Origin of the sequence: Brevibacillus sp. FSL K6-2834, assembly GCF_038592925.1 — a bacterium.
Classification (GTDB): Bacteria; Bacillota; Bacilli; order Brevibacillales; family Brevibacillaceae; genus Brevibacillus; species Brevibacillus borstelensis.
Window position 1 is genome coordinate 59,849 of the sequence record NZ_CP151945.1, and the last position, 25,152, is coordinate 85,000.

Below are 25,152 nucleotides of genomic sequence, written 5' to 3' on the forward strand. Positions count from 1 at the left end.
GCTCCTTCTAAACCACCCGCCTTTCAAAAACAACAATTTCAAAACGATTTGTTAATGCTTTTGGCGAGGCGACGTATTAACATACGTAAAACTTCCCTATACAAGATGGACAAATGGGAAGGGAGAAAGGCAGAAAGGAGGAAAGGAGTTGGAAAGTGCCAGAGTACATATGGAAATCTGCCACGATCAAAAAGACAGGCTCCGTGAGGGTGTTTTATCTACAGAGCAGTTTTCTCAAATTTACGAAATATACTTCGATCGCGTGTACAAGTATATCTGCTACCGGATTCACAATCAGTACGAGGCAGAAGATATTTGCAGTCAAGTTTTTGAAACGGTCATCTCCAAATACCACAGTTTCTCGGAGGAAAAAGCAAAATTTGATGTATGGCTGTTCGCGATTGTCAGAAACACTGTGACAGATTACTATCGCGCCCGGAAAAAAAGATTCCACTTTTCGCTGGATTCCATAACAGAGCTGATCATGCCCAAGCCGTCTCCCGAAGAGCTGGCAATCCGGGACGATGATCATCAGGCACTGTTTAAAGCACTGGCAAAGCTGCGCGATAAAGAACGCAATATTATCGCAATGAAATTCGCTGCCGGTCTGAAAAATTCAGAAATAGCCGAGCTAATGGGTGTAAGCGAGTCCAATATCGGTGTCGTGGTCTACAGGAGTTTAAAAAAGCTACACAAAATCTTGGAGGCAGGTAGGTTCAAGGATGAGTGAAAAACATGATCCGAAGACATATGGAAACGTCGTTGAATTGCTTGAAAAGGCGGAGATCAATAACAGCTTGGCCAAGGAGCGCATTTACAAGCGTCTGGTAAACAAAATCGAGACGGGAACCATTCAACTCCAAAATACGAAAAAGGGTGGGAAAGCTCTGATGAATAGAAAATGGAAAACGGCCGCTGCGGCTGCTGCTGTTATAGTTCTCATTGGCGGTGCGCTTTCGACGACCTCCTACGCGCAAGGCATGATCCAGTCAATCCTGGCACGTTTTCAAGTTGGGAATATGGAAATTGTCCAATACAAGGAACTGCCGGTTTCTGAAAAGAGTGTATCGGCCGGGCAGGATAGGGGAGCGGATTCCGCAGTGACAGAATGGCCGGCATCTCCAAAGCTGACTCTGCAGGAAGCTCGCTTGGCAACAGGCATGAATTTCCCCGCGCCCTCCTGGATCGCAGATTATGAATACGTCAACACTGTCATTCACGGAAAAACCATGGTGGAAGTACAATACAGTCACGGCGAGAAAACGGCTGATTTCTTGATCTCTCAGGGCGGTGAAAATGGCATCGGCACTACTGACCCGGTCAAGACTGAGGTTATTGAAGGGGCCAAGGTCTATTTCGCGAACGGTATCGTGATTTGGGAGCATGAGGGATTCACGGTAGAATTGTACACTCGTGATGATTTTGACACTGCAACGCTCGGAAAAATAATCAAGGGCTTTGCGGTTGGAGCGCCGCCTACGCAAGAAGAAATCGATATGGCAAAATCAAAAGGGGACAGTATGACGCAAACAGAAAAAGCCGGCCCTGCCCCTGCCCCAGCGTCTAAGAATTAATCGGAGTCTGATGTCGGCTTCGTCTCCCCAAACAGTGTTCAAGCTTTTATGTTATGGACGAACCCGGTTCTCTACGTTTTTGGAGAACCGGGTGTTCATTTTTTGATCGTTATAAAGCAACAAATTGAGGTCTTTTCCCGCAAGACGCAAATGTTGGCCTAGCGTGTTAATGAAAAAGGCACTGGCGGTTCGTTTGCGATGATGGCTAGCCTGCCGCTATATCGAGGCAGCGGCCGGACGCGCGCCTTTCGCGAACACATTGCGGCGCTGCACGGCGGTGGTCGGACTACATGCTTTGTTGCAAGACAAGTATCTATCCTGCTCTTCCCCACATAAGGTATGCATAGGCAATCATCCAGAAGGGGAGTAATTTTGATGGGCTATTACGTTGCGGTTGAACAAAATGTAAATCTTTACGTGGAGGATCTCGACCCGGGCAATGGAAAACCAGTGCTGTTTATCCACGGCTGGCCGGTTAATCACAAAATGTATGAATATCAGTTCAACCAGCTTCCCCAAATGGGGTACAGATGCATTGGAGTCGACCTGCGCGGATTTGGAAAGTCGGACCGTCCCTGGAGAGGGTATTCCTACGATCGATTGGCAGATGATATTCGGGTGGTCATAGACACCCTGGAGCTGGAGAATATCACTCTCGCCGGATTTTCCATGGGAGGAGCCATCGCGATCAGATACATGGCCCGATACGGAGCAGATAAGGTTTCCAAGCTGGCTCTTTTTGCGGCGGCAGCCCCTCTGTTTACCAGACGTCCGGATTACCCGTACGGAATGACAAAGGAGCAGGTCAACAGTCTCATCCAGGCAACCTATACAGATCGGCCGAAAATGCTGAATGACTTTGGGGACATGTTTTTTGCGAGCTACGTGACGGAGGGTATCAAAGACTGGATGCACGGACTGGGTATGGAGGCATCTGGTCACGCAACGGCAATGTGCGCCGTCTCTCTGCGAGATGAGGACCTGCGCCGGGATTTGTCCGCTGTTTCCGTTCCAACCGCTATTTTCCATGGCGTTCAGGACAAAGTATGTCCGTACCCCTTTGCCGAATTTATGCATGCCGGTATCCAGGGCTCGGAGCTGGTCCCATTTTTGTACAGCGGGCATGGGTTGTTTTATGACGAGTTAGAGAAGTTTAATCGGGAGCTTGTAAGTTTTTTGGCAAAATAATAATTGGTCATTTTCTTTGTCAGAAGTAGCATTAGTAATGCTCTAATTCCTATAATCAAAATCCCCCTTGGAGGCAGACTCCTCGGGGGATTTTCTTTATTCAAAAATCTCACGAGACTCTTTTACGGTAATAATGTTTTTCGGAGTACCCAATCCATTCAAATTCGCATTGTGATGGGCAATGATATCCGCCGCCTTCAGGACGGCGTCATCGGTCGTAGAGTGACAATCACCGGCAAGGGTGACTTCGTAGCCGTGCGAGACTGCCGTTCTGCATGTCGTATCAATACAGTACTCGGTCTGAAAGCCGACGATCACCAAATGATCGATGCTGCGAGCCTTTAATTCGTCTTGCAAGGAAGTTTCGAAGAACGAATCGCATGCCGTTTTTTGAATGATCGGTTCATCCGGATGCGGGCAAAGGGTGGGATGTATCTGCCATCCGGGGGTGCCAGTGGCGAGCGGGCTGCCTTCGGGCTCGTTATGCTGGACAAAAAGGACGGGAATGTTCGCATGCCGTGCTTTTTCGAGAAGCGTTTGAATCCGTTCCACCACTTTATTTCCCTGATAGCAGTATTCCACGATCGAGGATTGAACATCGACAATAATCAGTGCCGTTTGTGTGCTCATTCGAAATTGCCCCTTCCGGAATGGTAGGATTTCTTTTCCATCATACAACTATTCGGAAAGGAATTTGATAAGCTCTTCACCGTAAAACGTGCTTGATCTCCCTCTATCGCAGTTTTTCGTAGTTATGTAGCCGGTTTACACTCCAGTCTAATGCGAATCTTGAATCTCTCTAGATTGCGGTAGCCGTAGGCTCTTCGTTTGATCACCTTCACTTTGTTGTGTGTCCCTTCAATCTTGGCATTCGTTACCCGAAAGGAGAAATAATTCTGAATGGGCTCTCGCCACTGGACAATCGTTTTGGCAATGGAACGAACCGCAGGAGTCGGAGAATAGAGATGGTCGTCAATCCATTTCTGAAGTGCTTCCTCGCCTGCCTCTTGGGTTTGAACGGCATACACGGTTCTTATGTCTTGAAGCGCAAAGTAGAGTCGTTTGAGGTGTGGATCTTCTGCTAACCAATTCTTCAGTTCCTGAAGCTCTTCGGGCTTCAGCTTGTCAGGGATCGTATGGAGCAGGCGTTGCTCATGTCTGCCCCGACGATGTGTTCCACGAGCATGAGTGCGTTTTCGGGTAGCTTCCAACGCTTTCGAGAAAAGCTGGATCACGTGAAATTTATCTGCTACCACAAGGGTATGCTTCCAGACTTGGCGTACTGTTTCAGCCATTCCTGGAGCCAAATCCGTGACAACTACATGGGGAGCCTTACGAAAGGGCCATTGCTGCAGGGCGTTTCGTACCTGTTCACGTGAACGTCCTTCTGTGACTTGCCAGATATGACCGGTTTGAGCATCCATGAGGTTCACGCCGTACTTATGTCCTTTTTGCAACGCAAACTCATCCAGACAGACCACTTCAGGAGCTTCATGTTCTTTTGGTTGAGCAAGGCGTTGGGGGGCCAGTTGGTAGTACCAGCGTTCGAGTGTCGAGTAGGCCACACTCAATTGCTTGGCAACCGAGAGCAAATCCCGGCCGCGGCACATATCCACCGCCATCTCTTGAAAAGCAGAGGTGACCAATCCTCGAGGCGGGATACCGTTCCATTCCACTGTCCATGTAAGCCCACAACTCGCACAGCGCTGGCGATACACGGGAACGGATACCCAGACGGTCCCCCAAGAAGGAACGAAACGATGACGAAGAATACGCCGTCCAGGACGGGCATGGTTGGTACTGGCTCGGAGACAGATCGGACAAAGATAACAAGCAGAATTCGGTTCCAGAACAGCGATCCAATCCGTTTCCGTTGTTTTTTCCCAATGAGTGAGATGGAATGATGGAAGTCTGACAAAGTCTGTGCTAAAATCAAGGCACAACGCAGATTTCCTCCTTTTCAGTGGTTGTCTCGACAACTCCCACGATAGAGGAACATCTGCGTTTTTTCAATGTCTAGCACGGGTTATGGTGATGAATCATTTGATAATATTTTTTGCAATACTTGGGAAACCATTTCTTTTTGTTAACGAATATGGTTAGCCCATAGGGAGGAAGAAATGAAAAAGTCGTTTTTTGCTGTATTGAGTATGCTGTTCGTCGTTCTTAGCCTTGGTGGTTTTGCCTCCGCTCAAACCGAAGGTACCCATGCTTCAACGGAAGAAGAGAAAGTTGTTGTTGAGGACCTAACTTACGAAGAAGCAACACAACGTATTGCCAAATATAGTGGAAGGCCGTTGGAAGAAGTGAAAAAAGAACATCCTCAAAAACTGCAGTCTTTAGACGCTTTAAGCGCTGCATGTGGATACGGTGAAGTGTCCCAAAGGTTAAAAGTCTCGGATACTTATCGACCCAGATTTATTGCTATTGTAAACAAATGCAGAGATGGCAGTGTGTCGCAAATGCTTTAAAACATTACCGATACTTCTATAGTGGATACAAGTATCTTTCTGTCACCGGAAATTACATGACACAAAGGGGCATTCCAAAGTCAAAAGAATGACGAGGGATAGCCCCTTTTTCGGCGTAGTTATTAAACATTTATAAGCTAGTTCGTTTTTCTTAAGACAAATTCATTTATAATTAAAAATATTTGTGTACAAAGCTTTAAGATTCTCCTCTGTCTTCTCTCCATTTTTTAAACCATACTCAAATATTTTAATCTGTCCATCCTCATAAATCATCCCAGTTGCATACATACCTGAATGTGTTGAGGGAGCATTGGAATAAGTTAAAGTTTCCTCTGTGAATGGGTAATATGACTTTGTAGATCCGATAAAGAATACGGGGTATTTTACACTTTTCTAGAGTTTGGCATATTGCGCATGTGATGCTTCTTCGAGTTTCTCCGGCATGATAAATAGAGCATCGAAATCCGTATCAGTGGCGTTACTCAGCTTTTCAAATGTTGTTTCTGTGAAAACAATATTTGTTTCAGTAACGGCGGGAGACTGTCCAATGACTCCAATTTTTAACGTTTGCTCTTTTATTGAGTCATCGGGTAATAAGTTGTCGTTTTTAACACATCCAGCCGTCACGAATAAGCAGGTAAATATGAAAAATAGGAACAAATTCCGCAAATCATCAACTCCTTTCAAATATATTTTACATATAATACCATCCCCTTTGTCTTCCAAGCAAATTTATTGGATAGAGCACTTTTTTCTACAATTATTCTTGGCTTGGAGTATGGCCCCCAGCCATCGATTGGATGTTGAACTAGTTTGCCTTTGTTGATCTACCTCAGCCTATTCCTGACGAATCTGCACTGGCGTACCAATGGGAACCAGCTTGGCCAAGCTCTCTACATCTCGGTTATGCATGCGTATACAGCCGCGTGAGACGTAATGGCCGATCGATGATGGATTATTGGTGCCGTGAATGCCGTAATGAGGCTTGCTCAGCCCCATCCAATAGGTGCCGAAAACGGACAATGGACCTCCGCGGTAAGAATTGGGGTAGGGAACCTTGTTGATGATCGTGAAGTTGCCGCGCGGGGTAGAGGTCGCAATTTTGCCCAGACCGACGGGATAAGAACGGATGAGGCGATTGCCGTCAAAGAGATAGAGGCGGAGTTTATTGATCGAGATGCGTATGCGGTATGCCGGGATGAAAATCACCTCCCTTTTTAAAGAACCGGGATTGTGCTTCTATTGCATCGTATGCGGTTGGGAAAAAGCGGTCCCCGCCGCATGTGGCGATCCACACAAAAAACCTGCCGTGCAAAGCGTAGCGGCAGGTTCCTGTTTTGGCTGTAATGAATCCGGTAAAACCGGGAAAGATGGGAGATCACGGAGCAGGATGCGGGAGAGTCGGGCGCAGGAGGTCCAGACTTTTGAATTCGTACCCTTGCGCTCGTGCGGCGTCAATAATCTTGCAAAGCGCCTCGGCGTTATCTCTTGAAACCGAGTGCAACAAAATAACCGCTCCGGGATGAAGCTGGGCGAGGACACTGTCATAGGCGTACTTCCAGCCCTTTTGCGCTTTCGTATCCCAGTCCTTGTAGGCTATCGACCAAAAAACATTCGTATACCCCAGTTTCTTGCTGACCGCCAGTGTACGATCACTGAAAATTCCTCGCGGCGGACGCAAAAAGGCCATCTCTTTTTGCCCGGTAACTTCGGCTACAGCTTGTTTTACCTTATCCAATTCTTCCTTGATCCGCTCATTGGATATCTGTGTCATATCCGGATGGCTCCAGGAGTGGTTCCCGATGATATGCCCCTCAGCGGTCATCCGTTTTAACAGCTCCGGCTGATCCTTTACATAATGCCCGGTAACAAAAAAAGTGGCGGGTACCTTTTTTTCTTTCAAGATATCCAGAATACGAGGGGTGAACCCGTTTTCATAGCCATTGTCAAACGTAAGAAACAGCTCTTTTTTGGAGGTATCCCCGAGAAAAATGGCTTCGTGCTTATCGACGATGCCTTTAAAGCCCTCCTGGTCAATCGAGGGAAGCTGTCCACCCTTGCTCTTCTTGAATCCAAAGTGGTAGGGGACATCCTGGTTGGCTGCGGCATGGACAGTGAACAGGGACAAAATCAGGACAAAAACGGTGAGAAAGGTTATGCGTTTCACAGCGAAAAGTCCTCCTATTGTTGATGGGATTGCCTGAACATCGGGTAGGGATTTGATCGCATCCTTAAAACGGTATGTAAAGCTCCTCAATCCTCTTGCCAAGGAACCGGATGTGCGCGGGGAATCGGATACTGCTCGTCTGGTTGGGATCTGACCACTTTCCGCTTGTCAATCGAACCTGCGGGCACCTCGGTTTCAGGGTGGTAGATAATGTTGCTGCGCTTGTTTTGGTTTGGCATCAAAGACTCACCTCCTCATCGTTACTATCATGTGTACCCGGGCCCAAGAACATGCCGCCTGCAGAGAAGTTCCGGTCAAAAGTTGGTGACTGAGCGCAAAAAAACCGAATGCACCGGATTGTCCCGGCACCATTCGGTTTTTGCAATATGCTGCGGTCTTTATTTGCTTGAACGGCGTTGAAACAAAAGGCGGTCGAGGGAATAGAAGGACGGTCCGGAGAGAACGAAAAGCAGCAGGATAAAGAATAGAAGCAGATCCAACTCATATCCAGGACCACTTTCCCCACCGAGGAAGCCCATTGCAATTTTCACCTTGATCGTAGCGACGGCCATCACGACTGCCAACAGAGCTGCCAAAATTCGGGTGCCAATGCCCAAAATCAAGCCAATTCCGCCCAAGAGCTCAAGAAACGCGACGACATAAGCGAAAAAGCCGGGAATACCCATGCTGCCAAACCAACCGGCAACCTGATCGAGTCCCATTTGGAATTTTGACATTCCGTGCATGACAAACGCTATACCTGCAACTACGCGCAAGAGCAAAAGCCCCCACTCGGTACGTTGATCAAATTGTCTTTCCATAAAGTGACCTCCTACGGTTATTCAATATAGTAATTAGGTTACATTTCGTTAGTAAGTATAAATTAATAATTATAACACGTCAACACTTTGAAGGATTTTCAAAAGAGCGTTATACTGGAATTGAATCGAGGTGATTACTATGAAGCAGTCCTCTCTCTGTCCGAAGTTTGAAAAAGGAATGCAGCTCTTGGGCAAGCGGTGGACTGGTTTGATCTTGTATCAGTTGCTTTCCGGACCGCAGCGATTCTGTGCCATCGAAGAGGCGCTTCCGATCAGCGGAAGGCTTTTGTCTGAGCGGCTGAAGGATTTGGAGAAAGAAGGCTTGGTACATCGTCACGTGTATACAGATTCTGCCCCGGTACGGGTGGAATATTCGCTAACGGAAAAAGGGCTTGCTTTGGAACCGGTCATACTGGGGATCGAGAAATGGTCGCAGGCCTGGATCGAATTAACATAAAAAAAGTGTCGGATTATTTTCTCCGGCACTTTTTATTTGTTTGCATACATCGCGGTTTCTCATTGAGCACTTTTCCTTTTCCTCGTTTTTCCTCCCCTTCGTATTCCCTCAGAAATAATTCGCCGTTTAATCTGGGCAATACGCTTGTCAGCCAGTTCCCTTGTCACGCCAAATTCCATCGACAAGACCGAGGACGGTACCCATTCACGGTAGGCGAGAAGCAGGGGCGCCAGGAGAAAGAAAGGCATGGCCGCATAGAGAACAAATTGCTCGGCTTGCGCCTCCTGCAACTGACGAAAAGCGGGATTCATCTGGTGCTGCTTCCCGGTATGCCCCCGTAAAATATGGCCCAGCTCATGAAAAAAATGTTCGCGCTGAACAGGCCTTGGCAGGGTTGAATTGACCGTAATGCTGCGGTAATTGCCGGATTCATAACGCATCGAGGGGCAGGGACGGTAGTACAATTCGATGCCAAGCATCTCGGCCAGCGGCCTTTCTTGCAGGTCGCCACAATGACTGATGCCAACATCCGCATATATTTGGGTCAACCAGCGTTCCAAATCCGTTTGCCGGTAATGAGAGAGCATGTGGTGATTCCCCCTTCCGAAACAACAGAGAACGTATGTTCCTTTTTATGGTGTAAAAAATGCCGCAGGGTGCAATGTTGCCTGGCACAGAAATAAGGCGGCCATCACAACGAAAAATGCTTGCGGCTTTTTCCAGCTTTATATTCGAGCAGAGCAGGACAATTGTGGATGACCGCTGCTACTTGTTTGTTCCTTTGTTACCGTGCAGCGCCTTCCACCTGAGGTACTCGATATGCTTCTTCACTTCATCAATTTCCGTTTCGGATAGCCCCTCCAGGTCAAAAAAGGAGATGTGCTCATCTGACCCGGTTGTTTGCGATGTCCCATTGCGAGTAGGGTTTTCCGTTTTTCCGAGCAGAAAATCAGTCGTAACCGAAAATACGTCAGCAGCCTTGGATATCAGGTGATTATCCACGCTTTTTTTCTCGCCCGATTCGATGCGGGAAAGAACGGTATTGTGAATGCCCAATTTTTCGGCCAATTGGATTTGGGACCATTTATGTTTTTCCCGAAGGTATCTGATCCGTTGACCGACGATTGACATAGTGTCACAACCTTTCCATCATAGCAATACTATTCTACCAATTTTCCATAATGGAAAATAGCGGTTTGTTGAAATGACAAGGATATGCTTGACTTTGCTGAAAATGAAAAGGTAAGATATGGATAATAACATTTTGCTTATTTGGCAAAAAAAGGGGGTTTACCGTTGGAGAGGATAAACCTGAATTTCATTGCACGAAGAAGGATGGAAATCGGCATTACCCTAAAGGAAATGGCTGCCGCTTTAGGGTTCAAGAATGCGTCTACGTACCTCAAGTACGAAAAGGGGGAGTACGATTTTAAAGCCAATCACCTTCCCGTGCTGACACGTATGTTGAAATGCCAGCTGCGAGATTTATTTATCTGTCTGACTTTGCTGTTATAGCAAAATGGAGTGGCGATTGCAGGAAAGAGATTTCGTTAACGATGTAGCGAGGGGTGGGAGAGGTGGACGTTCACGAAGCGAATCGGAAGCAGCTGGATATATGGAAACGAACAATTGCGTATGAGCTGGCCATGATGGCACCGAGGAGTGAATCTGCCTGCGGAGAATTTCTAAGCCGTCTGGAGCGGTTTGAAAAGCAGATAACAGGAGGACCTGCAGATTGTCCAAACATCGAGCGGAAAAGAGAGTGTATCCGAACATAGAATGGATGTCAGTTTACAGAAAAAAGCGGTTCTCCCCGTGAAAGAACCGCTTCGGCATGCTTCGGCGTGATCAATCGCTGCCTGTCGTCTTGCATCTGTTTTTAGCAAGCTTTCATACGCTGGGCCCATATCGTTTAGCCGAAAGCCGAGTTACCGCAATACAGAAGAAGCCATACGGACGTAAGTGTGGCGCTTGCCGCGCACGGTAATCGAGTAGTGCATGATATTTTCCGGGATGGCGATTCCGTTGTACCCGGCATCCCCGATATGGTATAGGTCGGCACCTGCCATCTTGCTGGCAAGCGCGATCTGCCGGATCGTGGCCTCATCGGAGCCTTCCTGGCTGGTTCCTGTCGCGAGCAGAGCCAAAGCTCCGTGGGCATGAACTGTATCGACCATGGCCTTTGCCGAGTCGAGAGTGATGCCGGGAATTGTGCCGGGGGAAGGCAGCAGGATAATGTCCGCTCCTGCTTCGATAAAATCGATGATCGTCTGCTTTGCGACCAAATCACCGCCAGCTTCCCCTTCCACGCCGGCTCCATGCATTTTTCCCGCGATAATCAGCATCTCTGCTCCCATCACTGTCCGGGCTGTTTGAATTGCCTCCCGGATTTCCCGGTTGGTAACCCCTGTCTTGGGGTTTCCGGTCAAGCAGATGAAGTCAAAACCGAGATCTTTGGCAGCGGCAAACGTTTTGGCAGAAGCAAGTCTGCCAGGAGGCAGGGAGTGGAGCTGCTCCGCTTGTCTGGCGTCTGGGTCGACCGGCTCCAGATTCAGCCCCACAGGCCTTCCGATCAGCCGCTTGAGGTCCTGGACTATTTCTTCAGGCTTTGCGCTTGTCAATCCCTCGACATGAGGAGAAAAGACGTCAAAGAAATTGAGCAGGATCATGTCGGCCCCAAAAGAAGCTGCCAGCTCAGCATTGCTCACGCTCGGATACAGCGGAGTGAAGGCGGAAATGACCTCGGCTACCAGGACACGGCCTTCAGAGGCTTTGATCGACTGCTTCAAATCCTGTCCCGACATCCGCGCAAAGTCGGACGCCGTGCAATCCAACAAACGTTTCATTGGCATTCTTCCAGCCCTTCATCTGTTTTACAGTTTCTTGATTTCGTCCTTCAGCACCTCGGACTGAGTGCCAAAAACCACTTGCACGCTGCCCTGTCCCAGCTTCATGACACCGGCAGCCCCCAGATCCTTCAATCCCTTTTCATTGACGATCTTGTCATCCTTCAGCACCAGACGCAGACGTGTTATGCACGCGTCGACGCTGACTACGTTTTCCTTGCCGCCGATCAGAGAGAGAACGGCCTGGGCTTTATCATGCATGGACGTATTCCCCGCCTTTTTCTCAGTCTCTTCCTCATCATCTTCCCGTCCCGGCGTTTTCAGGTTGAATTTGACGATGATGAAGCGGAACAGGAAGTAGTAGACGACCGCAAAGGCAAGACCGATCGGGATGATCAGCCACGCGTTTGTAGAGAAGTGGAAATTGACCAGATAGTCAATGAGACCGGCCGAGAAGCCGAATCCGTGCTTGATGCCCAGAGACGTCACGATGAAACCGGAGAGTCCGGTCAAAACAGCATGCACCAGGTACAGCAATGGTGCCGCGAACATGAAAGCAAATTCAAGCGGTTCCGTGATTCCTGTGAGAAAAGAAGCGAGCGCCGCACTCATGAAAACCGAGGCGATCATTTTGCGCTTCTCTTTTTTAGCCGTATGAATAATGGCAAATGCTGCGCCGGGAAGAGCAAACATCATGATCGGGAAGAAACCGGCCATAAACATCCCGGCTGTTTTGTCACCGGCAAAATAGCGGTGCAAGTCCCCGTGAGCCACGTTGCCGGCCGCATCGGTAAACGAGCCGATCTGGAACCAGGCAATCGCGTTGAGTACGTGATGCAGGCCAAACGGGATAAGCAGGCGGTTGAAGAACATGAAGATTCCGGACCCGATCGCACCCAGACTGACCACCCAGTTTCCAAACATATCGAGAACGTTCTGGATCGGAGCCCAGATCATCCCGAGAACGAGGCCGATCACGACCATGCTGAGCGAGGTGATGATTGGCACAAAGCGTTTGCCGCTGAAAAACCCGAGCCAATCCGGCATCTTGATGTCGTGATACCTGTTGTAGAAGAATGCCGCAATCGCACCGGCCAAAATACCGCCGAGAACGCCCATTTTCAGCACGACGTTATCGTCGATGAAAGGCATCGCAGCCGGCACTTTAGCCAAAATGCCGACCAGCACCTGATAGGCCATGACCGCCGCCAATGCCGCGACCGCATCGCCTGCCAGACCGATGGCGACACCCACAGCGAATATCAGGGCCAGGTTGTCGAGGATGGCCAAACCTCCCGCATGGAGAAACGGAGCTACGTATTGATTGAGGAAGCCTCCCACCGTCGCACCGAGCGGAATGTTCTTCTCGTAGTCGAGAAGCCCGAAGGAAACCAGAAGTGCGGCCGCCGGCAATGCCGCGACTGGGAGCATGAGCGCTTTCCCAATCCGTTGCAGAAAAGCTAGCATAATAATACCTCCTTGTTGAATGTTGTATATCAGAAAGCCGTTCTCCGGTGAGAAAGTGATAATGGATGGACAAAAGCAGGGCGTACCGGAGAATCGGACTGCCTGACGAGACGAAAAAGACAGCTACAGGAACATGCATATGACTGCAAGCGCTTACAAGAGGCAGGGACAAAACAGGTTATTCTGTTTTGTCGCGTAGATAGGAGTAGACCTCCTCTGTGCTGGAAAGCGAGAGTACGTGCCGTGCTACCTGTTTAGCCTGATCCATCGTGGTGCTGCGGATGCGCGCCTTTACCTTCGGCATGACGGCTGCTGCTCCGCTAAACTCATTCAGCCCCATTCCCAACAACAGCTCGGTTGCCAGCGGATCACTGGCCATTTCCCCGCAAAGCCCGGTCCAGATCCCTGCCCGGTGGGAGGCGTTGATGACGTGTGAGATCAGTCTCAGAACCGCCGGATGGTAGTAGCTGTACAGGTGGGCGATGTTCTCATTCATGCGGTCTACAGCCAGTGTGTATTGAACAAGATCATTGGTTCCGATACTGAAAAACTGCACCTCTTTGGCAAAGGCGTCCGCCTGAAGGCAAGCGCCGGGAATTTCCATCATCATCCCGATGGCGATCTCCTCGTCAAACGGGGTTCCGCTCTTCCGCAGTTCTGCTTTGACCTCCTCCAGGAGCCGCTTGGCTTCGCGAAGCTGTTCCAGATGAGAAATCATCGGGAACATGATCAGGAGGCGGCCGTACGCGCTCGCCCGAAGCAAGGCTCTTAGCTGGGTGCGGAACAGCTCCGGCCGAGCAAGCGAGATGCGGATAGCCCGGAAACCGAGAAAAGGATTGTCCTCCCGGGGCAGAGCCAGTGCAGGCAGATGTTTGTCTCCCCCTACATCCAGCGTCCGAATGATGACAGGCTTTCCTTGAAACGCGGAGACCACGCGCTGATAAGCGGTAAATTGCTCTTCTTCATCCGGCAGATTGGACCGGTCCATAAACAGGAACTCGGAGCGGAACAGTCCGACGCCGTCGAGACCGGAGGCGACCAGTGCCTCTGTTTCCTCGGGAACCGCCATGTTGGCCACGACATGCACGCGATGACCGTCCAGTGTGACAGCCGGCAAATCCTTCAATGCCTCCAGCGTTTCCCGGTCGGCCGCTTCCTGTTCCGCCCTTTCCCGGAAAGAGGCGAGCTGTCCCTCATCGGGATCGAGAAACAACTCCCCTGTAGCGCCGTCGAGAATCATCAGCTTGCCTGTTTCCGCAGCAGTCAAAAATGCTTCGCCGCCGCCCATTACGGCAGGAATGCCAAGCGAGCGGGCCAGGATCGCGGCGTGAGAAGTGGGGCCGCCTTTTGCAGTGGCGATGCCTTTGACATGGCTGAGCGGGAGCTGAAGCGTTTCCGAAGGGGTGACATCCTCGGCAACCAGGATGAACGGTTCTTCAGGATAACCGATGGAATGGCTGTCACCGCCCGACAAGTTTTTCAGCAGGCGGCGGCTGACGTCGCGAATGTCATCCGCCCGTTCTTTCATATAGTCGTTGTCCATGCCCTCAAACAAAGCGACAAACTCCCCGGCGACCTGCTGGACTGCGGCCTGGGCCGAACAGAGTTGGTTCTCGATGCGAGCTTTCATTTCGCCTGTAAATGATGGATCATCCAAGAAGGCGATATGGGCAGACAGGATTTCCGCCTTCTCAGGCCCCAGCTGATCCAACGCTTTTTCCTTCAGTTGGGATAGCTGTTCTTTGGCCAGCTCGATACTTTGCTCCAGGCATTGCCATTCTTCCGTTTTGCGGCTGGGATCAATCTTTTCATCGTTTGCCGCGACCGCAGGCTGGGCCGTCAGTCTGGCGATTGGAGCTATCGCGATGCCGGCCGAGACCGGGATTCCTTTAAACATACTGGTTCACCGTCCTGGCTCATCAATTAGCTTTCGAATTGCTTGTCGAACAGTTCCTTGAGCGCGGCAGCGGCTTGCTCTTCGTCCGCACCTTCAATTTCAAATGTCAGCCGGTCTCCCAGGGAAGCACCCAACGTCATGATGCCGAGAATGCTTTTCCCGTCCGCCTTCTTTTGATCTTTGATCACCGTGACTTTGGATTGAAACTGTCCTGCTTTGTTGACCAAGAGGGCTGCAGGACGAGCGTGCAGGCCACCCTCGGCTGTGACATGTACGTCAAAACGAATCATGATGCTCCTCCTTTGACGATCACCTGCATGAGAGGCTCCTGGCCTGCCCGCACGCTGCCGGTTGACACGACTTTTTTCTCGGCGACCAGATCGCCGTTGGTAATCACGACCGGAGTAACGATCGGGCAGCCCGCTTTCTGGAGCACATCCAGGTCAAAGCTGATCAGCTTGTCGCCCGGTTTTACCTGATCTCCGGCTTTGACATGGGGAGTAAATCCCTCTCCTTTCAGCTTGACGGTATCGATGCCGATATGAAGCAAAATTTCCAAGCCGCTTTCGCTTGTCAGCGCGATGGCATGATGAGTCGGGAACAAGTGAGTGACACTTCCTGCCAAAGGCGATACCAACACGCCTTCAGTCGGAATAATGGCTGCACCGTCACCCACCACCTTCTGGGCAAAAACGGGATCGGGCACTTCGGTCAAAGCAACGACCTCGCCAGTCAAGGGGGCCAGTAGCGTCACTTCCTGCTGCTGTTTTTTACGAGAGAACAAACCGCGTAACATAAGCTCCTCCTTTTGCGTCTGAGAGTACGAAAAAAGGCATGAGTCGGGAAACATACGGCATCCTTACTATGCCGTACGATATCACCGCTCATGCCTAGTCGAACTAGTAACACGCTGGTTTTTCATGCTATTTTGCTTTTCTTAAAGACGAAGGCTTATTCGGTCGGCTGATTGGTCAGCCGGAATACATGCATGGCCATGTACCCCACTTCGTCATCCGGCACGGGGGAATCCAACCGGGAAGCAATGTGCCGGGCCAGCTCTTCCGCCAGCTCGTAGGAATCGGGAATGGTGGCTTTGACCCGATCCAGCAGGGGGTTTTGAATGGATTTTTGCTGGCGGATGCGTTCACAGGCATAACGCAGATGTGTGATCAAGCGGACGTAATCCACTGTACTTCGCTCAATCGTTTTTCCCGTACGCTCTTCGATAATGCCGACGAGCTCCGTAATCAGATTGGTAAACTGGACGGCTTTATTAACCGGCATATAGCTGATCGCAGAGTGAATGTGCAAGGCCAAAAAGCCGATCTCGCTCTCGGGAATATCCAGCGAGAAGGAGGATTTGATCATGTCGGCTGCCCTTTTGGCCAGCGCAAACTCTTTGCTGTATAGCGTTTGGATTTCAAATAAAAACGGGTTGACGATTTCCATGCCGTTGCGCAGGCGGTAGATGGCAAACTGGATGTGGTCGGGCAAGGCGACATGGATATGCTCGTTCAGCTTCGGAGTAATTTCCTTGGCGATCAGCGCGATGATTTCTTCGGCAATGCCGACGACAGCCGGGTCTACCTGACTCAGCACCGTTTGGTATTGCTGCTGGTGACTTTCATTTTCCAAGCGGAAGCGTTTTTCCACACGTGCGTCATGGGGAAGAATGGTGTTCCCGGGTTTGGCGCCAAATCCGATCCCTTTGCCGAACAAGACAATTTCCTGTCTGGAAACAGGCTCTTCGGCAAGCACGACGTTATGATTCAAAACGCGCGTGATTGTATGAGGTTTTTCCTGTTCACGGGTCAACATCCACCACCTACCTTATAAGACAAAAAAGAGCCGAAAAAACCTTTTTGTGTAAAAAAGATCTTCTCGGCTCATGCCTGCATGACCAGTAACACGCCTTTTGAAAACGCTTCAATTAATCATTATCATAATGCACGAAAAAACGAATGTCAATTCATTTGCAAATGCGCTCCGGGAAAGGAGCCGCGGCAGGAATGAATGGGCCGATAAACGAATATGTCAAACAGGGAGGGCCTCATTCTTTCCGTAAAAAAAGCGGAACGCATCAGAGCGAACCGCATGGAGATTGAGTAGCTCATCCTACTTGGTAAACTTGTCGGCAATCGTTGAGGCGCAAAACGAGTACGGCTTGATTTCGGCCCGGAAGTGATTGGTTTCCGCTAGGCTTAGCAGTTGTTGGATAAACTTTCGGGTAGGGCCGTTTTTTCCAATGTCAAAATGGAGGCGAATCGGTAAGTCGATTTCGTGCTCACGCAAGTATTGGCGCAGCTCGGAGGCGAGGTTTACCGCGTACATCGCTTCCTGAAAAATGCGCTGCTGCAGTGACGTATACCGTCGCTCCTGAAATTTGTGGTAAAAAAACATGCCGCCGCGCCCTTGTTGAATCAGCGTAATGACAATCGCAAAAAACGTCCCCCGGCTGCGCAACTGGGAGTCCGCTCCGACAATCAATTCGTAGGTTCCGCTATTTGTGGATACGGTTTGCTCGATGTTGGAAAACACGTCAGCCTTGTCCAGAAGCCCCCGCGATGGACTGTGAAATCGGTCAAACAGAACGGGGCTTTCATAGGTTAATCCCACTCACATCCCCCCTCGGTAGAGGTATGATTACATTCGTTCGCTTACACTGTTAATGTATGTAATCATGCGGAGAGTATGTGAGTGAGGAAGACCAAACTGTCATGGATCATCAAAAATAAAGTATGGAGGGACAAAAAATGACGAAATCTCATTTCCCTGAGGTCGCCGAAAACCGAAGTGCGGCGTATGAAATTGACCCTGTTTTCCTTAACAGATGGTCTCCGCGGTCTTTCAAGGAAGATCAGGTGCCGGATGACGTTTTGTTCAGCCTGTTTGAAGCAGCGCGCTGGGCACCGTCCGCGAGCAATGAGCAGCCGTGGCGATTTATCGTTGCCCGGACAGCGGAAGACAAACAGCGGTTTTATCCGTTCATCGCCGAAGGGAACCGCATCTGGTGCGAAAAGGCTCCTGTATTGGCTTTGATTCTGTCCAAGACTGTAAGCGGACGGGGTACTTTCAATCGCGCCCATGCTTTCGATGCGGGAGCAGCCTGGGGCTATCTGGCGCTGCAAGCAACCAAACTAGGCCTGATCACCCATGCCATGGGCGGCTTTGACCCGGAAAAAGCGAAAGAGGTACTGGGAGTTCCGGATGACTACGAGCTTCATGCCGTGATCGCCATCGGGTATCAGGGGGAAAAAGAAGCGCTGCCTGAGCAGCTGCAGGAGCGGGAAAAGCCGTCTGGCCGCCGGGAACTGTCGCAAACCGTATTTGAAGGAGTATTTGAAGAAAAGTGAATAAAGAGCAAAGCATACACGAAGGCGATCATGAAAAATACATGAGAGCCGCAATGCAAGAAGCGGAGAAAGCGGCAGCACTGGGAGAGGTGCCAATCGGGGCGGTCATCGTCCGGGATGGAGAAATTGTCGGACGGGGCTTTAATTTGCGCGAGACCAAAAAGGACCCGACACTTCACGCTGAGATGATCGCGATCCGGGAGGCGAGTGCCCGCTTGGGAGGATGGCGGCTTATCGGATGTACGCTGTACGTCACGCTGGAGCCGTGCCCGATGTGTGCGGGAGCGATTGTCCAAAGCCGGATCGAGCAGGTCGTATACGGAGCAAGGGACCCCAAAGCGGGCTGCGCGGGGACGTTGATGAACCTCCTCGACGAGCAAAGGTTCAACCATCAGGTGCCTGTTATTGAAGGAGTGCTGGCCGAGGAGTGCGGCCAAATGCTCAAGAGCTTTTTCCGTGGATTGCGCAAAAAAAGGGGGCTCCCTCAGGATTGAGCGGGCCCCTCTTTTTGTGTATAGGCTTTCAGGAATTCCATTTCCTCATCGGTTAATTCGCGGTACTCGCCTGGCTTGAGTGATTCATCCAGCCGGATGGGGCCCATGCGAATGCGCTGCAGGTAAATAACCTCCAGGTCAAAGGCGGCAAACATCCGTTTCACCTGATGGAATTTTCCCTCCATGATCGTGACGCGGATTTCGGAAATTTCCCCGGAGGAGAGCACCTCCAGCTTGGCGGGAAGGGTCGTAAAATCCTCCAGCTCTACACCGCGGGCGAATTCCTGGACATGGGTCTCGGTCACACGTCCTTGGATGCGGGCAAAGTACTCCTTGTCCACCTTCTTTTTCGGCGAGAGCAGATTATGAGAGAGCTGCCCGTCGTTGGTAAGCAGCAGCAAGCCTTCCGTATCGATGTCCAGACGGCCTACCGGGAAAACCTTGATCGCCCATTCATAAGGAAGCAGATCGACAACCGTCTCATGCAGATTGTCTTCCGTTGCGGAGACGACGCCTGGCGGCTTGTTCAGCATGATGTAGAGCCAACGCTTGTAGTTGATGGGTTCGCCGTCTACGATGATCTCCTGTTCCTCCGGTACGACATGCATGCCGGGATCGGTCGCAACGGTGCCGTCGACGACAACGAGCTTTTGTTTCACCAATTGCTTGACTTCCTTGCGGGTACCAATGCCCATGTTGGCCAGTACCTTATCTAAACGTTCTCGCTTCATGCGAATTCCCCGTTTCTGTTCGTGATCAACTGTGCTTTTCTTATATTGGCCCAATGACCTCAGCAAATCAAGGGGTGCCAATGATTTACTCTTGCACATCAAAAAAATTTCTGCTATATTTATTTTTGTTTCCTGACATAGTGGAGAGATACCCAAGTGGTCATAAGGGGACGCACTCGAAATGCGTTAGGCGTCGTGAGGCGTGCGTGGGTTCGAATCCCACTCTCTCCGCCTTTAATAAGAATTCGAATCGGTCGATGGATCGATTGTTATAGAAGGAAAGCATAAAATGGTCGCAATGGCTGTTTTATGCTTTTTTATTAGTAAAACGGCTTGATCTGAAAAGAGTCAGTAAATATTTGGGAATTGTTACAAAACGCGGCGGAGACCGTGATAAAGACCGCGATAATGGCCGTGATAAAACGGATGAAGGTCACTTCGGCTTCTTCACGGGTAGCAACTCCGGTCAAACGGAAGTAAAGCCTAGCGAGCCAACCAGCCCGACCAAGGGTGAAGTAACTGGCGACCGCACAGGCTACTGAAAGGCTTTCCAATCGGAAAATTCGACCCAGCCATGGATGTTTCGGCAGATCACTGGGCTACACAGATCATCGCTGCGGTAAGCAAAGCAGGTTTGATGACGGGGTACCCAGATGGTACATTCCATCCTGAAAAGACCTTGACGCGAGCAGAAACGGTTACTATCATCAATCGCTTGGTGAACGGTACACAATTAAGCGCCGTAAGTGGACAAAGCTGGCCAGATGTACCTCCAACTCATTGGGCATACAAGGATATTGAAGCAGCAACCAAAAAGTAACATACTCAGAAACAAACACGAAAGAGGGTGTCTCAAAAGTAAACTCTGGAACACCCCCATCAGCAAAAATTAGATGAGTTTGTAAGAAACCAAGGAGCTAAGCGGCCTGTTCTCGCTTAGCTCCTTGGTTTTTAGCGTCTACCGCTGCTTTCTTGAGCAGATTGTGGGCAAGGGAAAGCCACCCGACCTCCAGACTTACTTTTGGTAAGCCTCGAAGCAGGAACCTTTTAAAGCCTCGGTTGTTCTTCATATCGCCAAATACGGGCTCCGGCTCGATCATGCGTCTCACGGCCAGGGCATAGCCTTCTTCGCTGCGGAGTTTTTGCCTTGCTTGGTTCTTTAACCGCAAATACTTCATGCTGACTTTGATCTCACGATCTCCTTGGGCTTTCGTACACTGCGGCTTTAGCTGGCACCCCTCACAACCGGCACTTCGGTAATGTCGGTATTCGATTTCATACCCACTTTCCGTTTTCTCCCTACTCATCCGGCGGAAATGGAGCGTTTGACCCGCCGCACATGTCCACGTATCCTGTTCGCTGTTGTAGGTCCAGTTGTCCATCTTGCTGATGTCCTTTTGCCATGCCTTACTTTTTTCGTGGTGGTACGTGCTGTATTTGACGATGGCTTCGACTTCATTCTGCTCCAAGTAGTCATAATTCTCCTCACCGCCATAGCCCGCATCAGCAATGACGGTGTTTGGCAGCTTGCCGAACTGTGATTTTATTTTCTCCAGATGAGGGATGAGGCAGCGTGTATCAGTTGGCCGCTGGTGGACACTGTAGCCGAGAATGAATTGATTTTCGGTACCGATCTGAACGTTGTAACCCGGCTTGAGCTGGCCATTTCCCATGTGGTCCTCTTTCATCCTCATAAACGTAGCATCATGGTCCGTTTTGCTGTAGCTGTTTCGCTTGCCTAAAATCGATTCATGCGCCTCATACTTATGGAGGCGAGGAAGCAGATCCTTGCGGATTGTGCGAACTGCCTTCTTTAGTGGCTTGTCTTTCGGCGTCTGCTGCAGACGTTCTTCCAATTGTTTCACAGCATACTCTAGCTTTTCGCTGGTGATGGTAGAAGACTCGCCTAATTCACGAAGATCCTTGCCCTCGTGTGTTCTTTCATCATGCTTCTCGGCTTCCTCAATAGCGGCGAACAAGGTTTGGACTTTCTCCTGAAGCTTGGCTTTCTGCTTCACGACAGCCTTTCCCCAAACAAACGTATACCGATTGGCATTGGCTTCGATCTTGGTGCCGTCCACAAAGTAGTGCTCCAGCTGCACGTAGTTCTCCTCAACCAGAAATTGAAGCACCGCGGTAAAGACGGTCTCCAGAACGGTTTTCATGCGCTCTGAGCGAAAACGGTTGATGGTACGAAAGTCTGGGCGCTGCCTGCCTGCGATCCACATAAACATGATGTTTTCACGGACGGCCTTGGCAATTTGGCGAGAGGAATAGATACGCTGCGTGTAGGCGTAAATGATAATTTTGGTGAGCATCTTGGGGTGATAGCTGTCTCGTCCGCCACCGGGGTAAGCCGCATCGAAGATGGCGTCGTCGAGACGATTGACGGCGGCATTGACCACACGAACGAGGTGATTTTCGGGAATGTCTTCTTCTAAATCCATTGGTAAGCAGAGTTGATTCATGGTATATTGAATGTACAAAGAAACCGACTCCTTTTTGTAAATGGTGGGTGGTACTTCCATTTTAACAAAGAGCGGTTTCTTTTTGTTTACCTGAATGAAAAGAGGGCCGTCCCTCAGTCATTTATGATGACTTTTGGGACAGCCTCTTTTCTATGTCCATATATCAAGCCTTTTGTTCAACCTCGACCAATCCCAATATCCAGTCACTATGAGTCGTCATGGGCTGTTTATTTCAATCAGCGGAGCACACGAAGGGCGATTATTAGCCCGTCGATCCGGTTAGTACAAGTCAAACATATTGACGTCATGTCCAAGCAGCTTCAGATAAGTAAATAGCTGACTGCGATGGTGTTGTGCGTGAGTTGCAATTTCAATCAGCCATTTTGCTTGAACAGAGCCGTTCTCCAGGTAAAACGGCGTCGTCTTTTTCTGCAAAAAATCCTCGTCTGACAGCCCTTGCATGTAATCCTTCAGATCATCCAAGCCGCTCGTCATTTGTTCAATCAGCTCTTCAGGAGCAGAAAGCGCGGATATTTCCGATTCCAGCTGGCGAATAACTTCTTGGGGATTTTCTTTGAGAATGAGCAGATCGACAGAGGGGATCGCTACCAGATGTTCAACCAGCTCCCTTAATGTCCGCATCTGATCAGTTGGCTTGTACTCCCATTGATCTTGTTCGATGCGGCGGATGAGATTTGAAGTCGTTCTGACGATCAGCTCCAATTCCTCGAATAACAGTCCCTTGATCTCGTTCACTGCGTTCATTTTTCTTCCTCCCATCGGTAATCGTATTTTTACATCAATGTCTATGTCTGAAAAAGTTCGCTATAGGAGGAAGTGTAACGTATAATAGTGACAGGTTTTGTCACCATTATCATTTTATTTTGTTCAGGAGGACAGCATGCCAAAATCCAAACGGCTTATGGAGCTGATGATGACGGTTAACCGCAAACGCAAGTTTACTGTCAAGGAGCTGGCCGATCAGTTTGAGGTATCTACGCGGACGATCTTGCGAGACCTTCAGGAGCTTAGCGAACTGGGTGTCCCGCTGTACTCTGAGGTAGGACCGCATGGCGGCTATCAGGTGCTAAGCGAGCGGGTGCTTCCACCGATTGCATTTAAGGAGGATGAAGCGGTCGCCATGTTTTTTGCCAGTCATGCGCTGCGTCATTATTCCTCTCTTCCTTTTGAAACACAAGCGGCTTCCGCCTTGAACAAATTTTATTTGTACATGCCCGGGGATGTACGAGATCGAATCGACCAGATGAAAAACCGCGTCGACATAGTGGCTCCTACCCGGCAAAAGCCGGTCCGGCATCTGTCTGTTCTGTTGGACGGAGCCATTTGGCAAAAAGTGATTAGCATCGACTACGAATCTCGGGAAGGCGGATCTATTCGTCATATTCAGCCAGTGGGAATATATGCACGAAACGGCTACTGGTATTGTCCGGCGTACTGCTTTTTGCGGGAGGATTTTCGCTTGTTCCGAGGAGATCGCATCCGCTCAGCGGAATACAGTTCGTCAGATGTGGCACCATTAGATTTAAAGCATGTGCATCTGGGGAATTGGGAGGAATTTACCCGGAAAAAGATCGAATGGACACGGATGTATGTGGTTTTGAGCAAAGAAGGTGTTCAGAGGTGTGAGGCGGAGCTGTGGAAAGTGCCAAACCTGCACATAGCTGAAGACGGCTCCGGCACGATTGACGGGATGATTCCTACGAGTGAAATCTCCTTTTTTGCCGATTTCTTTCTCGGATTAGGCAGGAATGCTGTAGTGAAAGAACCGGTAATAATGGTACAGCTAATAAGAGAGAGGCTTCAGGAGATGATAGAGATGTACGATTCCGATATTCAATAGGGTTAAAAATTAAGCAAATCAAAGGGCAGTCAAGTTTTCTTGGATTACCAGCTTTTTTATCTTGCTTTGTAGGTTTTCAATTTGTATAATAATAGAGTTGACGTTCACATGAGCTACAAACTTTAAACTTCTTTTAAAAAATCTATTGATTTCTGATAAAGAGTGTGCTAACATAGGAATTCCGTGAGGGGTTAAAAGTTCAAAGCGAATGCAAACCTTATCTCGGATTTACAATCTATTTTGATTCTATATGGATGGATGTCCGAGTGGCCGAAGGAGCACGATTGGAAATCGTGTAGACGGGGATGACTCGTCTCGTGGGTTCAAATCCCACTCCATCCGCCATCATGGCCCGTTGGTGAAGCGGTTTAACACAGCAGCCTTTCACGCTGTCATTCAGGGGTTCGAATCCCCTACGGGTCACCATAATTTGGAGGCTTAGCTCAGCTGGGAGAGCATCTGCCTTACAAGCAGAGGGTCGGCGGTTCGATCCCGTCAGCCTCCACCATATGCTTTATTCGTAGCTATCGGTAACGGGATCTCACCGTTCCGGTTCACCCTCGAAGAAGCGCAAAGGAGTATTGCTCGGGCACTTCAGATCTTGCTCGCATGTGAAGAGTAATCGACGCAGTGTCGCAAGTGGAAGCGATCCCGTCAGCCTCCACCATTTATATAAAATATATAAAAATCGTCGCGGGATGGAGCAGTCTGGCAGCTCGTCGGGCTCATAACCCGAAGGTCGCAGGTTCAAATCCTGCTCCCGCAACCAAATATGGAGCTGTGGTGAAGTTGGAGTTCACGCCGGTCTGTCACACCGGAGGTCGCGGGTTCGAGTCCCGTCAGCTCCGCCATTTATCCCTTGAGGATAGCGTTTGCGGATTAACATTATTCGGCTCGGTAGCTCAGTCGGTAGAGCAGAGGACTGAAAATCCTCGTGTCGGCGGTTCGATTCCGTCCCGAGCCACCATTATGAAATACAACACCATGCCGGTGTAGCTCAATTGGTAGAGCACCTGACTTGTAATCAGGGGGTTGTGGGTTCAAGTCCTATCGCCGGCACCACTTTTTTGGGGAGATAGCGAAGAGGCTAAACGCGGCAGACTGTAAATCTGCTCCCTATGGGTTCGGCGGTTCGAATCCGTCTCTCCCCACCATTTTAGTTTGAGCCATTAGCTCAGTTGGTAGAGCATCTGACTTTTAATCAGAGGGTCGAAGGTTCGAGTCCTTCATGGCTCACCAGTTTCTTTCATTCATATGCGGTCGTGGCGGAATTGGCAGACGCGCTAGATTCAGGTTCTAGTGGTGGCAACACCGTGGAGGTTCAAGTCCTCTCGACCGCACCATATGCGGACGTAGC

At 49.8% G+C, this 25,152-nt stretch carries 30 protein-coding genes and 12 tRNA genes (1 of these 42 running past the window's edge); 23 read left to right on the forward strand and 19 right to left on the reverse strand.

Annotated elements, in window-relative coordinates:
* The first annotated feature begins 148 nt into the window (after nt 1-148).
* From NST96_RS00285 to NST96_RS00295, 3 genes are all read left to right on the forward strand, one after another.
* Entirely contained in the window at nt 149-730 is a 582-nt protein-coding gene (locus NST96_RS00285) for a sigma-70 family RNA polymerase sigma factor (RefSeq protein WP_003392689.1), read from the forward strand.
* Entirely contained in the window at nt 723-1,574 is an 852-nt protein-coding gene (locus NST96_RS00290; protein ID WP_003392691.1) for a hypothetical protein, read from the forward strand. The genes NST96_RS00285 and NST96_RS00290 overlap by 8 nt, the downstream gene beginning before the upstream one ends.
* A 375-nt stretch (nt 1,575-1,949) precedes the next feature.
* Complete coding sequence (locus tag NST96_RS00295) at nt 1,950-2,762, forward strand: alpha/beta hydrolase (RefSeq protein ID WP_003392693.1); 813 nt, start codon at nt 1,950-1,952, stop codon at nt 2,760-2,762.
* Between the two features lie 96 nt (nt 2,763-2,858).
* Here NST96_RS00295 and NST96_RS00300 read toward each other — a convergent pair whose 3' ends face one another.
* Both NST96_RS00300 and NST96_RS00305 read right to left on the reverse strand, forming a co-directional pair.
* Nucleotides 2,859-3,392, reverse strand: a complete 534-nt coding sequence (locus NST96_RS00300) for a cysteine hydrolase family protein (protein ID WP_039071279.1) — start codon at nt 3,390-3,392, stop codon at nt 2,859-2,861.
* Between the two features lie 122 nt (nt 3,393-3,514).
* Nucleotides 3,515-4,705 carry an ISL3 family transposase gene (locus NST96_RS00305; RefSeq protein WP_172920624.1) on the reverse strand — a complete coding sequence of 397 codons (1,191 nt, stop codon included), beginning with the start codon at nt 4,703-4,705 and terminating at the stop codon, nt 3,515-3,517.
* A gap of 177 nt (nt 4,706-4,882) precedes the next feature.
* Between NST96_RS00305 and NST96_RS00310 the strand changes: the two genes are divergently transcribed.
* Complete coding sequence (locus NST96_RS00310; protein ID WP_024985356.1) at nt 4,883-5,233, forward strand: hypothetical protein; 351 nt, start codon at nt 4,883-4,885, stop codon at nt 5,231-5,233.
* 393 nt (nt 5,234-5,626) lie between these two features.
* Here NST96_RS00310 and NST96_RS00315 read toward each other — a convergent pair whose 3' ends face one another.
* The 5 genes from NST96_RS00315 to NST96_RS00335 form a co-directional block, all read right to left on the reverse strand.
* Nucleotides 5,627-5,902 (reverse strand): hypothetical protein, encoded by a 276-nt coding sequence (locus NST96_RS00315; RefSeq protein WP_327970365.1) that lies wholly within the window; start codon nt 5,900-5,902, stop codon nt 5,627-5,629.
* A 168-nt stretch (nt 5,903-6,070) separates the two neighbouring features.
* Nucleotides 6,071-6,442 carry a L,D-transpeptidase gene (locus tag NST96_RS00320; RefSeq protein ID WP_003392701.1) on the reverse strand — a complete coding sequence of 124 codons (372 nt, stop codon included), beginning with the start codon at nt 6,440-6,442 and terminating at the stop codon, nt 6,071-6,073.
* A 169-nt stretch (nt 6,443-6,611) separates the two neighbouring features.
* Entirely contained in the window at nt 6,612-7,391 is a 780-nt protein-coding gene (gene pdaA, locus NST96_RS00325) for a delta-lactam-biosynthetic de-N-acetylase (RefSeq protein WP_243015067.1), read from the reverse strand.
* 95 nt (nt 7,392-7,486) lie between these two features.
* Nucleotides 7,487-7,639, reverse strand: a complete 153-nt coding sequence (locus NST96_RS00330; protein ID WP_342405158.1) for a hypothetical protein — start codon at nt 7,637-7,639, stop codon at nt 7,487-7,489.
* Nucleotides 7,640-7,798: 159 nt separating this feature from the next.
* Nucleotides 7,799-8,221 carry a DoxX family protein gene (locus NST96_RS00335; protein ID WP_024985353.1) on the reverse strand — a complete coding sequence of 141 codons (423 nt, stop codon included), beginning with the start codon at nt 8,219-8,221 and terminating at the stop codon, nt 7,799-7,801.
* A gap of 139 nt (nt 8,222-8,360) precedes the next feature.
* Here NST96_RS00335 and NST96_RS00340 point away from each other — a divergent pair, with 139 nt between their 5' ends.
* Nucleotides 8,361-8,678: a helix-turn-helix domain-containing protein gene (locus NST96_RS00340; RefSeq protein ID WP_003392707.1), complete on the forward strand. Its 318-nt coding sequence runs from the start codon at nt 8,361-8,363 to the stop codon at nt 8,676-8,678.
* 59 nt (nt 8,679-8,737) lie between these two features.
* Here NST96_RS00340 and NST96_RS00345 read toward each other — a convergent pair whose 3' ends face one another.
* Nucleotides 8,738-9,265 carry an ImmA/IrrE family metallo-endopeptidase gene (locus tag NST96_RS00345; protein WP_003392709.1) on the reverse strand — a complete coding sequence of 176 codons (528 nt, stop codon included), beginning with the start codon at nt 9,263-9,265 and terminating at the stop codon, nt 8,738-8,740.
* Nucleotides 9,266-9,443: 178 nt separating this feature from the next.
* A complete protein-coding gene (locus NST96_RS00350) occupies nt 9,444-9,809 on the reverse strand; it encodes a helix-turn-helix transcriptional regulator (RefSeq protein WP_003392711.1) in 366 nt (121 codons plus the stop codon).
* A gap of 165 nt (nt 9,810-9,974) precedes the next feature.
* Between NST96_RS00350 and NST96_RS00355 the strand changes: the two genes are divergently transcribed.
* Nucleotides 9,975-10,193: a helix-turn-helix transcriptional regulator gene (locus tag NST96_RS00355; RefSeq protein WP_003392713.1), complete on the forward strand. Its 219-nt coding sequence runs from the start codon at nt 9,975-9,977 to the stop codon at nt 10,191-10,193.
* A gap of 62 nt (nt 10,194-10,255) precedes the next feature.
* A complete protein-coding gene (locus NST96_RS00360; protein ID WP_003392715.1) occupies nt 10,256-10,456 on the forward strand; it encodes a hypothetical protein in 201 nt (66 codons plus the stop codon).
* A 150-nt stretch (nt 10,457-10,606) separates the two neighbouring features.
* Here NST96_RS00360 and NST96_RS00365 read toward each other — a convergent pair whose 3' ends face one another.
* The 7 genes from NST96_RS00365 to NST96_RS00395 form a co-directional block, all read right to left on the reverse strand.
* Nucleotides 10,607-11,524, reverse strand: a complete 918-nt coding sequence (locus tag NST96_RS00365; protein ID WP_003392717.1) for a hypothetical protein — start codon at nt 11,522-11,524, stop codon at nt 10,607-10,609.
* Between the two features lie 27 nt (nt 11,525-11,551).
* The gene (gene nagE / locus NST96_RS00370) at nt 11,552-12,991 is read right to left on the reverse strand and encodes an N-acetylglucosamine-specific PTS transporter subunit IIBC (protein ID WP_003392719.1); all 1,440 of its coding nucleotides are present in this window, start codon (nt 12,989-12,991) and stop codon (nt 11,552-11,554) included.
* Nucleotides 12,992-13,169: 178 nt separating this feature from the next.
* Nucleotides 13,170-14,888, reverse strand: a complete 1,719-nt coding sequence (gene ptsP, locus NST96_RS00375; RefSeq protein ID WP_003392720.1) for a phosphoenolpyruvate--protein phosphotransferase — start codon at nt 14,886-14,888, stop codon at nt 13,170-13,172.
* Between the two features lie 26 nt (nt 14,889-14,914).
* Entirely contained in the window at nt 14,915-15,178 is a 264-nt protein-coding gene (locus NST96_RS00380) for an HPr family phosphocarrier protein (RefSeq protein WP_003392722.1), read from the reverse strand.
* A complete protein-coding gene (locus NST96_RS00385) occupies nt 15,175-15,684 on the reverse strand; it encodes a PTS glucose transporter subunit IIA (RefSeq protein WP_003392724.1) in 510 nt (169 codons plus the stop codon). The genes NST96_RS00380 and NST96_RS00385 overlap by 4 nt, the downstream gene beginning before the upstream one ends.
* 155 nt (nt 15,685-15,839) lie before the next feature.
* Complete coding sequence (locus NST96_RS00390) at nt 15,840-16,706, reverse strand: transcription antiterminator (protein ID WP_003392726.1); 867 nt, start codon at nt 16,704-16,706, stop codon at nt 15,840-15,842.
* Between the two features lie 297 nt (nt 16,707-17,003).
* Nucleotides 17,004-17,504: a ribonuclease H-like YkuK family protein gene (locus NST96_RS00395; RefSeq protein WP_024985348.1), complete on the reverse strand. Its 501-nt coding sequence runs from the start codon at nt 17,502-17,504 to the stop codon at nt 17,004-17,006.
* Between the two features lie 137 nt (nt 17,505-17,641).
* On the opposite strand from NST96_RS00395, the gene NST96_RS00400 reads away from it, so the two are divergent.
* Both NST96_RS00400 and tadA read left to right on the forward strand, forming a co-directional pair.
* The gene (locus NST96_RS00400; RefSeq protein WP_024985347.1) at nt 17,642-18,241 is read left to right on the forward strand and encodes a nitroreductase family protein; all 600 of its coding nucleotides are present in this window, start codon (nt 17,642-17,644) and stop codon (nt 18,239-18,241) included.
* Nucleotides 18,238-18,735, forward strand: a complete 498-nt coding sequence (gene tadA / locus NST96_RS00405; RefSeq protein ID WP_003392733.1) for a tRNA adenosine(34) deaminase TadA — start codon at nt 18,238-18,240, stop codon at nt 18,733-18,735. Before NST96_RS00400 ends, tadA begins: the two co-directional genes overlap by 4 nt.
* Here the strand turns inward: tadA and NST96_RS00410 are convergent.
* A complete protein-coding gene (locus NST96_RS00410) occupies nt 18,726-19,466 on the reverse strand; it encodes a pseudouridine synthase (RefSeq protein ID WP_338463005.1) in 741 nt (246 codons plus the stop codon). The two genes, tadA and NST96_RS00410, sit on opposite strands and share 10 nt — an antisense overlap.
* 142 nt (nt 19,467-19,608) lie before the next feature.
* Between NST96_RS00410 and NST96_RS00415 the strand changes: the two genes are divergently transcribed.
* Nucleotides 19,609-19,697 (forward strand) — tRNA-Ser (locus tag NST96_RS00415).
* A 343-nt stretch (nt 19,698-20,040) separates the two neighbouring features.
* Nucleotides 20,041-20,286 (forward strand): S-layer homology domain-containing protein, encoded by a 246-nt coding sequence (locus NST96_RS00420; RefSeq protein WP_024985345.1) that lies wholly within the window; start codon nt 20,041-20,043, stop codon nt 20,284-20,286.
* Between the two features lie 97 nt (nt 20,287-20,383).
* Here NST96_RS00420 and NST96_RS00425 read toward each other — a convergent pair whose 3' ends face one another.
* Both NST96_RS00425 and NST96_RS00430 read right to left on the reverse strand, forming a co-directional pair.
* Nucleotides 20,384-21,952, reverse strand: a complete 1,569-nt coding sequence (locus NST96_RS00425; RefSeq protein ID WP_172920515.1) for an IS1182 family transposase — start codon at nt 21,950-21,952, stop codon at nt 20,384-20,386.
* Nucleotides 21,953-22,213: 261 nt separating this feature from the next.
* Nucleotides 22,214-22,699, reverse strand: a complete 486-nt coding sequence (locus NST96_RS00430; RefSeq protein ID WP_243015061.1) for a DinB family protein — start codon at nt 22,697-22,699, stop codon at nt 22,214-22,216.
* Nucleotides 22,700-22,835: 136 nt separating this feature from the next.
* On the opposite strand from NST96_RS00430, the gene NST96_RS00435 reads away from it, so the two are divergent.
* The 12 genes from NST96_RS00435 to NST96_RS00490 all read left to right on the forward strand — a co-directional run.
* A complete protein-coding gene (locus NST96_RS00435; protein ID WP_339166964.1) occupies nt 22,836-23,795 on the forward strand; it encodes a YafY family protein in 960 nt (319 codons plus the stop codon).
* A gap of 252 nt (nt 23,796-24,047) precedes the next feature.
* Nucleotides 24,048-24,140 (forward strand) — tRNA-Ser (locus NST96_RS00440).
* 4 nt (nt 24,141-24,144) lie between these two features.
* Nucleotides 24,145-24,221 (forward strand) — tRNA-Glu (locus tag NST96_RS00445).
* 6 nt (nt 24,222-24,227) lie between these two features.
* Nucleotides 24,228-24,303, forward strand: a tRNA-Val gene (locus NST96_RS00450).
* Between the two features lie 184 nt (nt 24,304-24,487).
* A tRNA-Met gene (locus tag NST96_RS00455) sits at nt 24,488-24,564 on the forward strand.
* A gap of 5 nt (nt 24,565-24,569) precedes the next feature.
* Nucleotides 24,570-24,646: transfer RNA gene (locus tag NST96_RS00460), tRNA-Asp, on the forward strand.
* Between the two features lie 40 nt (nt 24,647-24,686).
* A tRNA-Phe gene (locus NST96_RS00465) sits at nt 24,687-24,762 on the forward strand.
* A 19-nt stretch (nt 24,763-24,781) separates the two neighbouring features.
* Nucleotides 24,782-24,857, forward strand: a tRNA-Thr gene (locus tag NST96_RS00470).
* A gap of 7 nt (nt 24,858-24,864) precedes the next feature.
* Nucleotides 24,865-24,949: transfer RNA gene (locus tag NST96_RS00475), tRNA-Tyr, on the forward strand.
* A 9-nt stretch (nt 24,950-24,958) separates the two neighbouring features.
* Nucleotides 24,959-25,034: transfer RNA gene (locus tag NST96_RS00480), tRNA-Lys, on the forward strand.
* A 17-nt stretch (nt 25,035-25,051) separates the two neighbouring features.
* Nucleotides 25,052-25,138, forward strand: a tRNA-Leu gene (locus tag NST96_RS00485).
* A gap of 3 nt (nt 25,139-25,141) precedes the next feature.
* A tRNA-Gly gene (locus NST96_RS00490) sits at nt 25,142-25,152 on the forward strand (it continues 65 nt past the right edge of the window).

Bases quoted from the DNA above. Each gene is read 5' to 3' on its own strand.
- NST96_RS00290 (WP_003392691.1), top strand. From the start codon at position 723: ATGAGTGAAAAACATGATCCGAAGACATATGGAAACGTCGTTGAATTG.
- NST96_RS00295 (WP_003392693.1), top strand. From the start codon at position 1,950: ATGGGCTATTACGTTGCGGTTGAACAAAATGTAAATCTTTACGTGGAG.
- NST96_RS00300 (WP_039071279.1), bottom strand. From the start codon at position 3,392: ATGAGCACACAAACGGCACTGATTATTGTCGATGTTCAATCCTCGATC.
- NST96_RS00310 (WP_024985356.1), top strand. From the start codon at position 4,883: ATGAAAAAGTCGTTTTTTGCTGTATTGAGTATGCTGTTCGTCGTTCTT.
- NST96_RS00330 (WP_342405158.1), bottom strand. From the start codon at position 7,639: ATGCCAAACCAAAACAAGCGCAGCAACATTATCTACCACCCTGAAACC.
- NST96_RS00335 (WP_024985353.1), bottom strand. From the start codon at position 8,221: ATGGAAAGACAATTTGATCAACGTACCGAGTGGGGGCTTTTGCTCTTG.
- NST96_RS00340 (WP_003392707.1), top strand. From the start codon at position 8,361: ATGAAGCAGTCCTCTCTCTGTCCGAAGTTTGAAAAAGGAATGCAGCTC.
- NST96_RS00345 (WP_003392709.1), bottom strand. From the start codon at position 9,265: ATGCTCTCTCATTACCGGCAAACGGATTTGGAACGCTGGTTGACCCAA.
- NST96_RS00350 (WP_003392711.1), bottom strand. From the start codon at position 9,809: ATGTCAATCGTCGGTCAACGGATCAGATACCTTCGGGAAAAACATAAA.
- NST96_RS00365 (WP_003392717.1), bottom strand. From the start codon at position 11,524: ATGAAACGTTTGTTGGATTGCACGGCGTCCGACTTTGCGCGGATGTCG.
- nagE (WP_003392719.1), bottom strand. From the start codon at position 12,991: ATGCTAGCTTTTCTGCAACGGATTGGGAAAGCGCTCATGCTCCCAGTC.
- ptsP (WP_003392720.1), bottom strand. From the start codon at position 14,888: ATGTTTAAAGGAATCCCGGTCTCGGCCGGCATCGCGATAGCTCCAATC.
- NST96_RS00380 (WP_003392722.1), bottom strand. From the start codon at position 15,178: ATGATTCGTTTTGACGTACATGTCACAGCCGAGGGTGGCCTGCACGCT.
- NST96_RS00385 (WP_003392724.1), bottom strand. From the start codon at position 15,684: ATGTTACGCGGTTTGTTCTCTCGTAAAAAACAGCAGCAGGAAGTGACG.
- NST96_RS00390 (WP_003392726.1), bottom strand. From the start codon at position 16,706: ATGTTGACCCGTGAACAGGAAAAACCTCATACAATCACGCGCGTTTTG.
- NST96_RS00400 (WP_024985347.1), top strand. From the start codon at position 17,642: ATGACGAAATCTCATTTCCCTGAGGTCGCCGAAAACCGAAGTGCGGCG.
- NST96_RS00410 (WP_338463005.1), bottom strand. From the start codon at position 19,466: ATGAAGCGAGAACGTTTAGATAAGGTACTGGCCAACATGGGCATTGGT.
- NST96_RS00420 (WP_024985345.1), top strand. From the start codon at position 20,041: ATGGATGTTTCGGCAGATCACTGGGCTACACAGATCATCGCTGCGGTA.
- NST96_RS00430 (WP_243015061.1), bottom strand. From the start codon at position 22,699: ATGAACGCAGTGAACGAGATCAAGGGACTGTTATTCGAGGAATTGGAG.
- NST96_RS00435 (WP_339166964.1), top strand. From the start codon at position 22,836: ATGCCAAAATCCAAACGGCTTATGGAGCTGATGATGACGGTTAACCGC.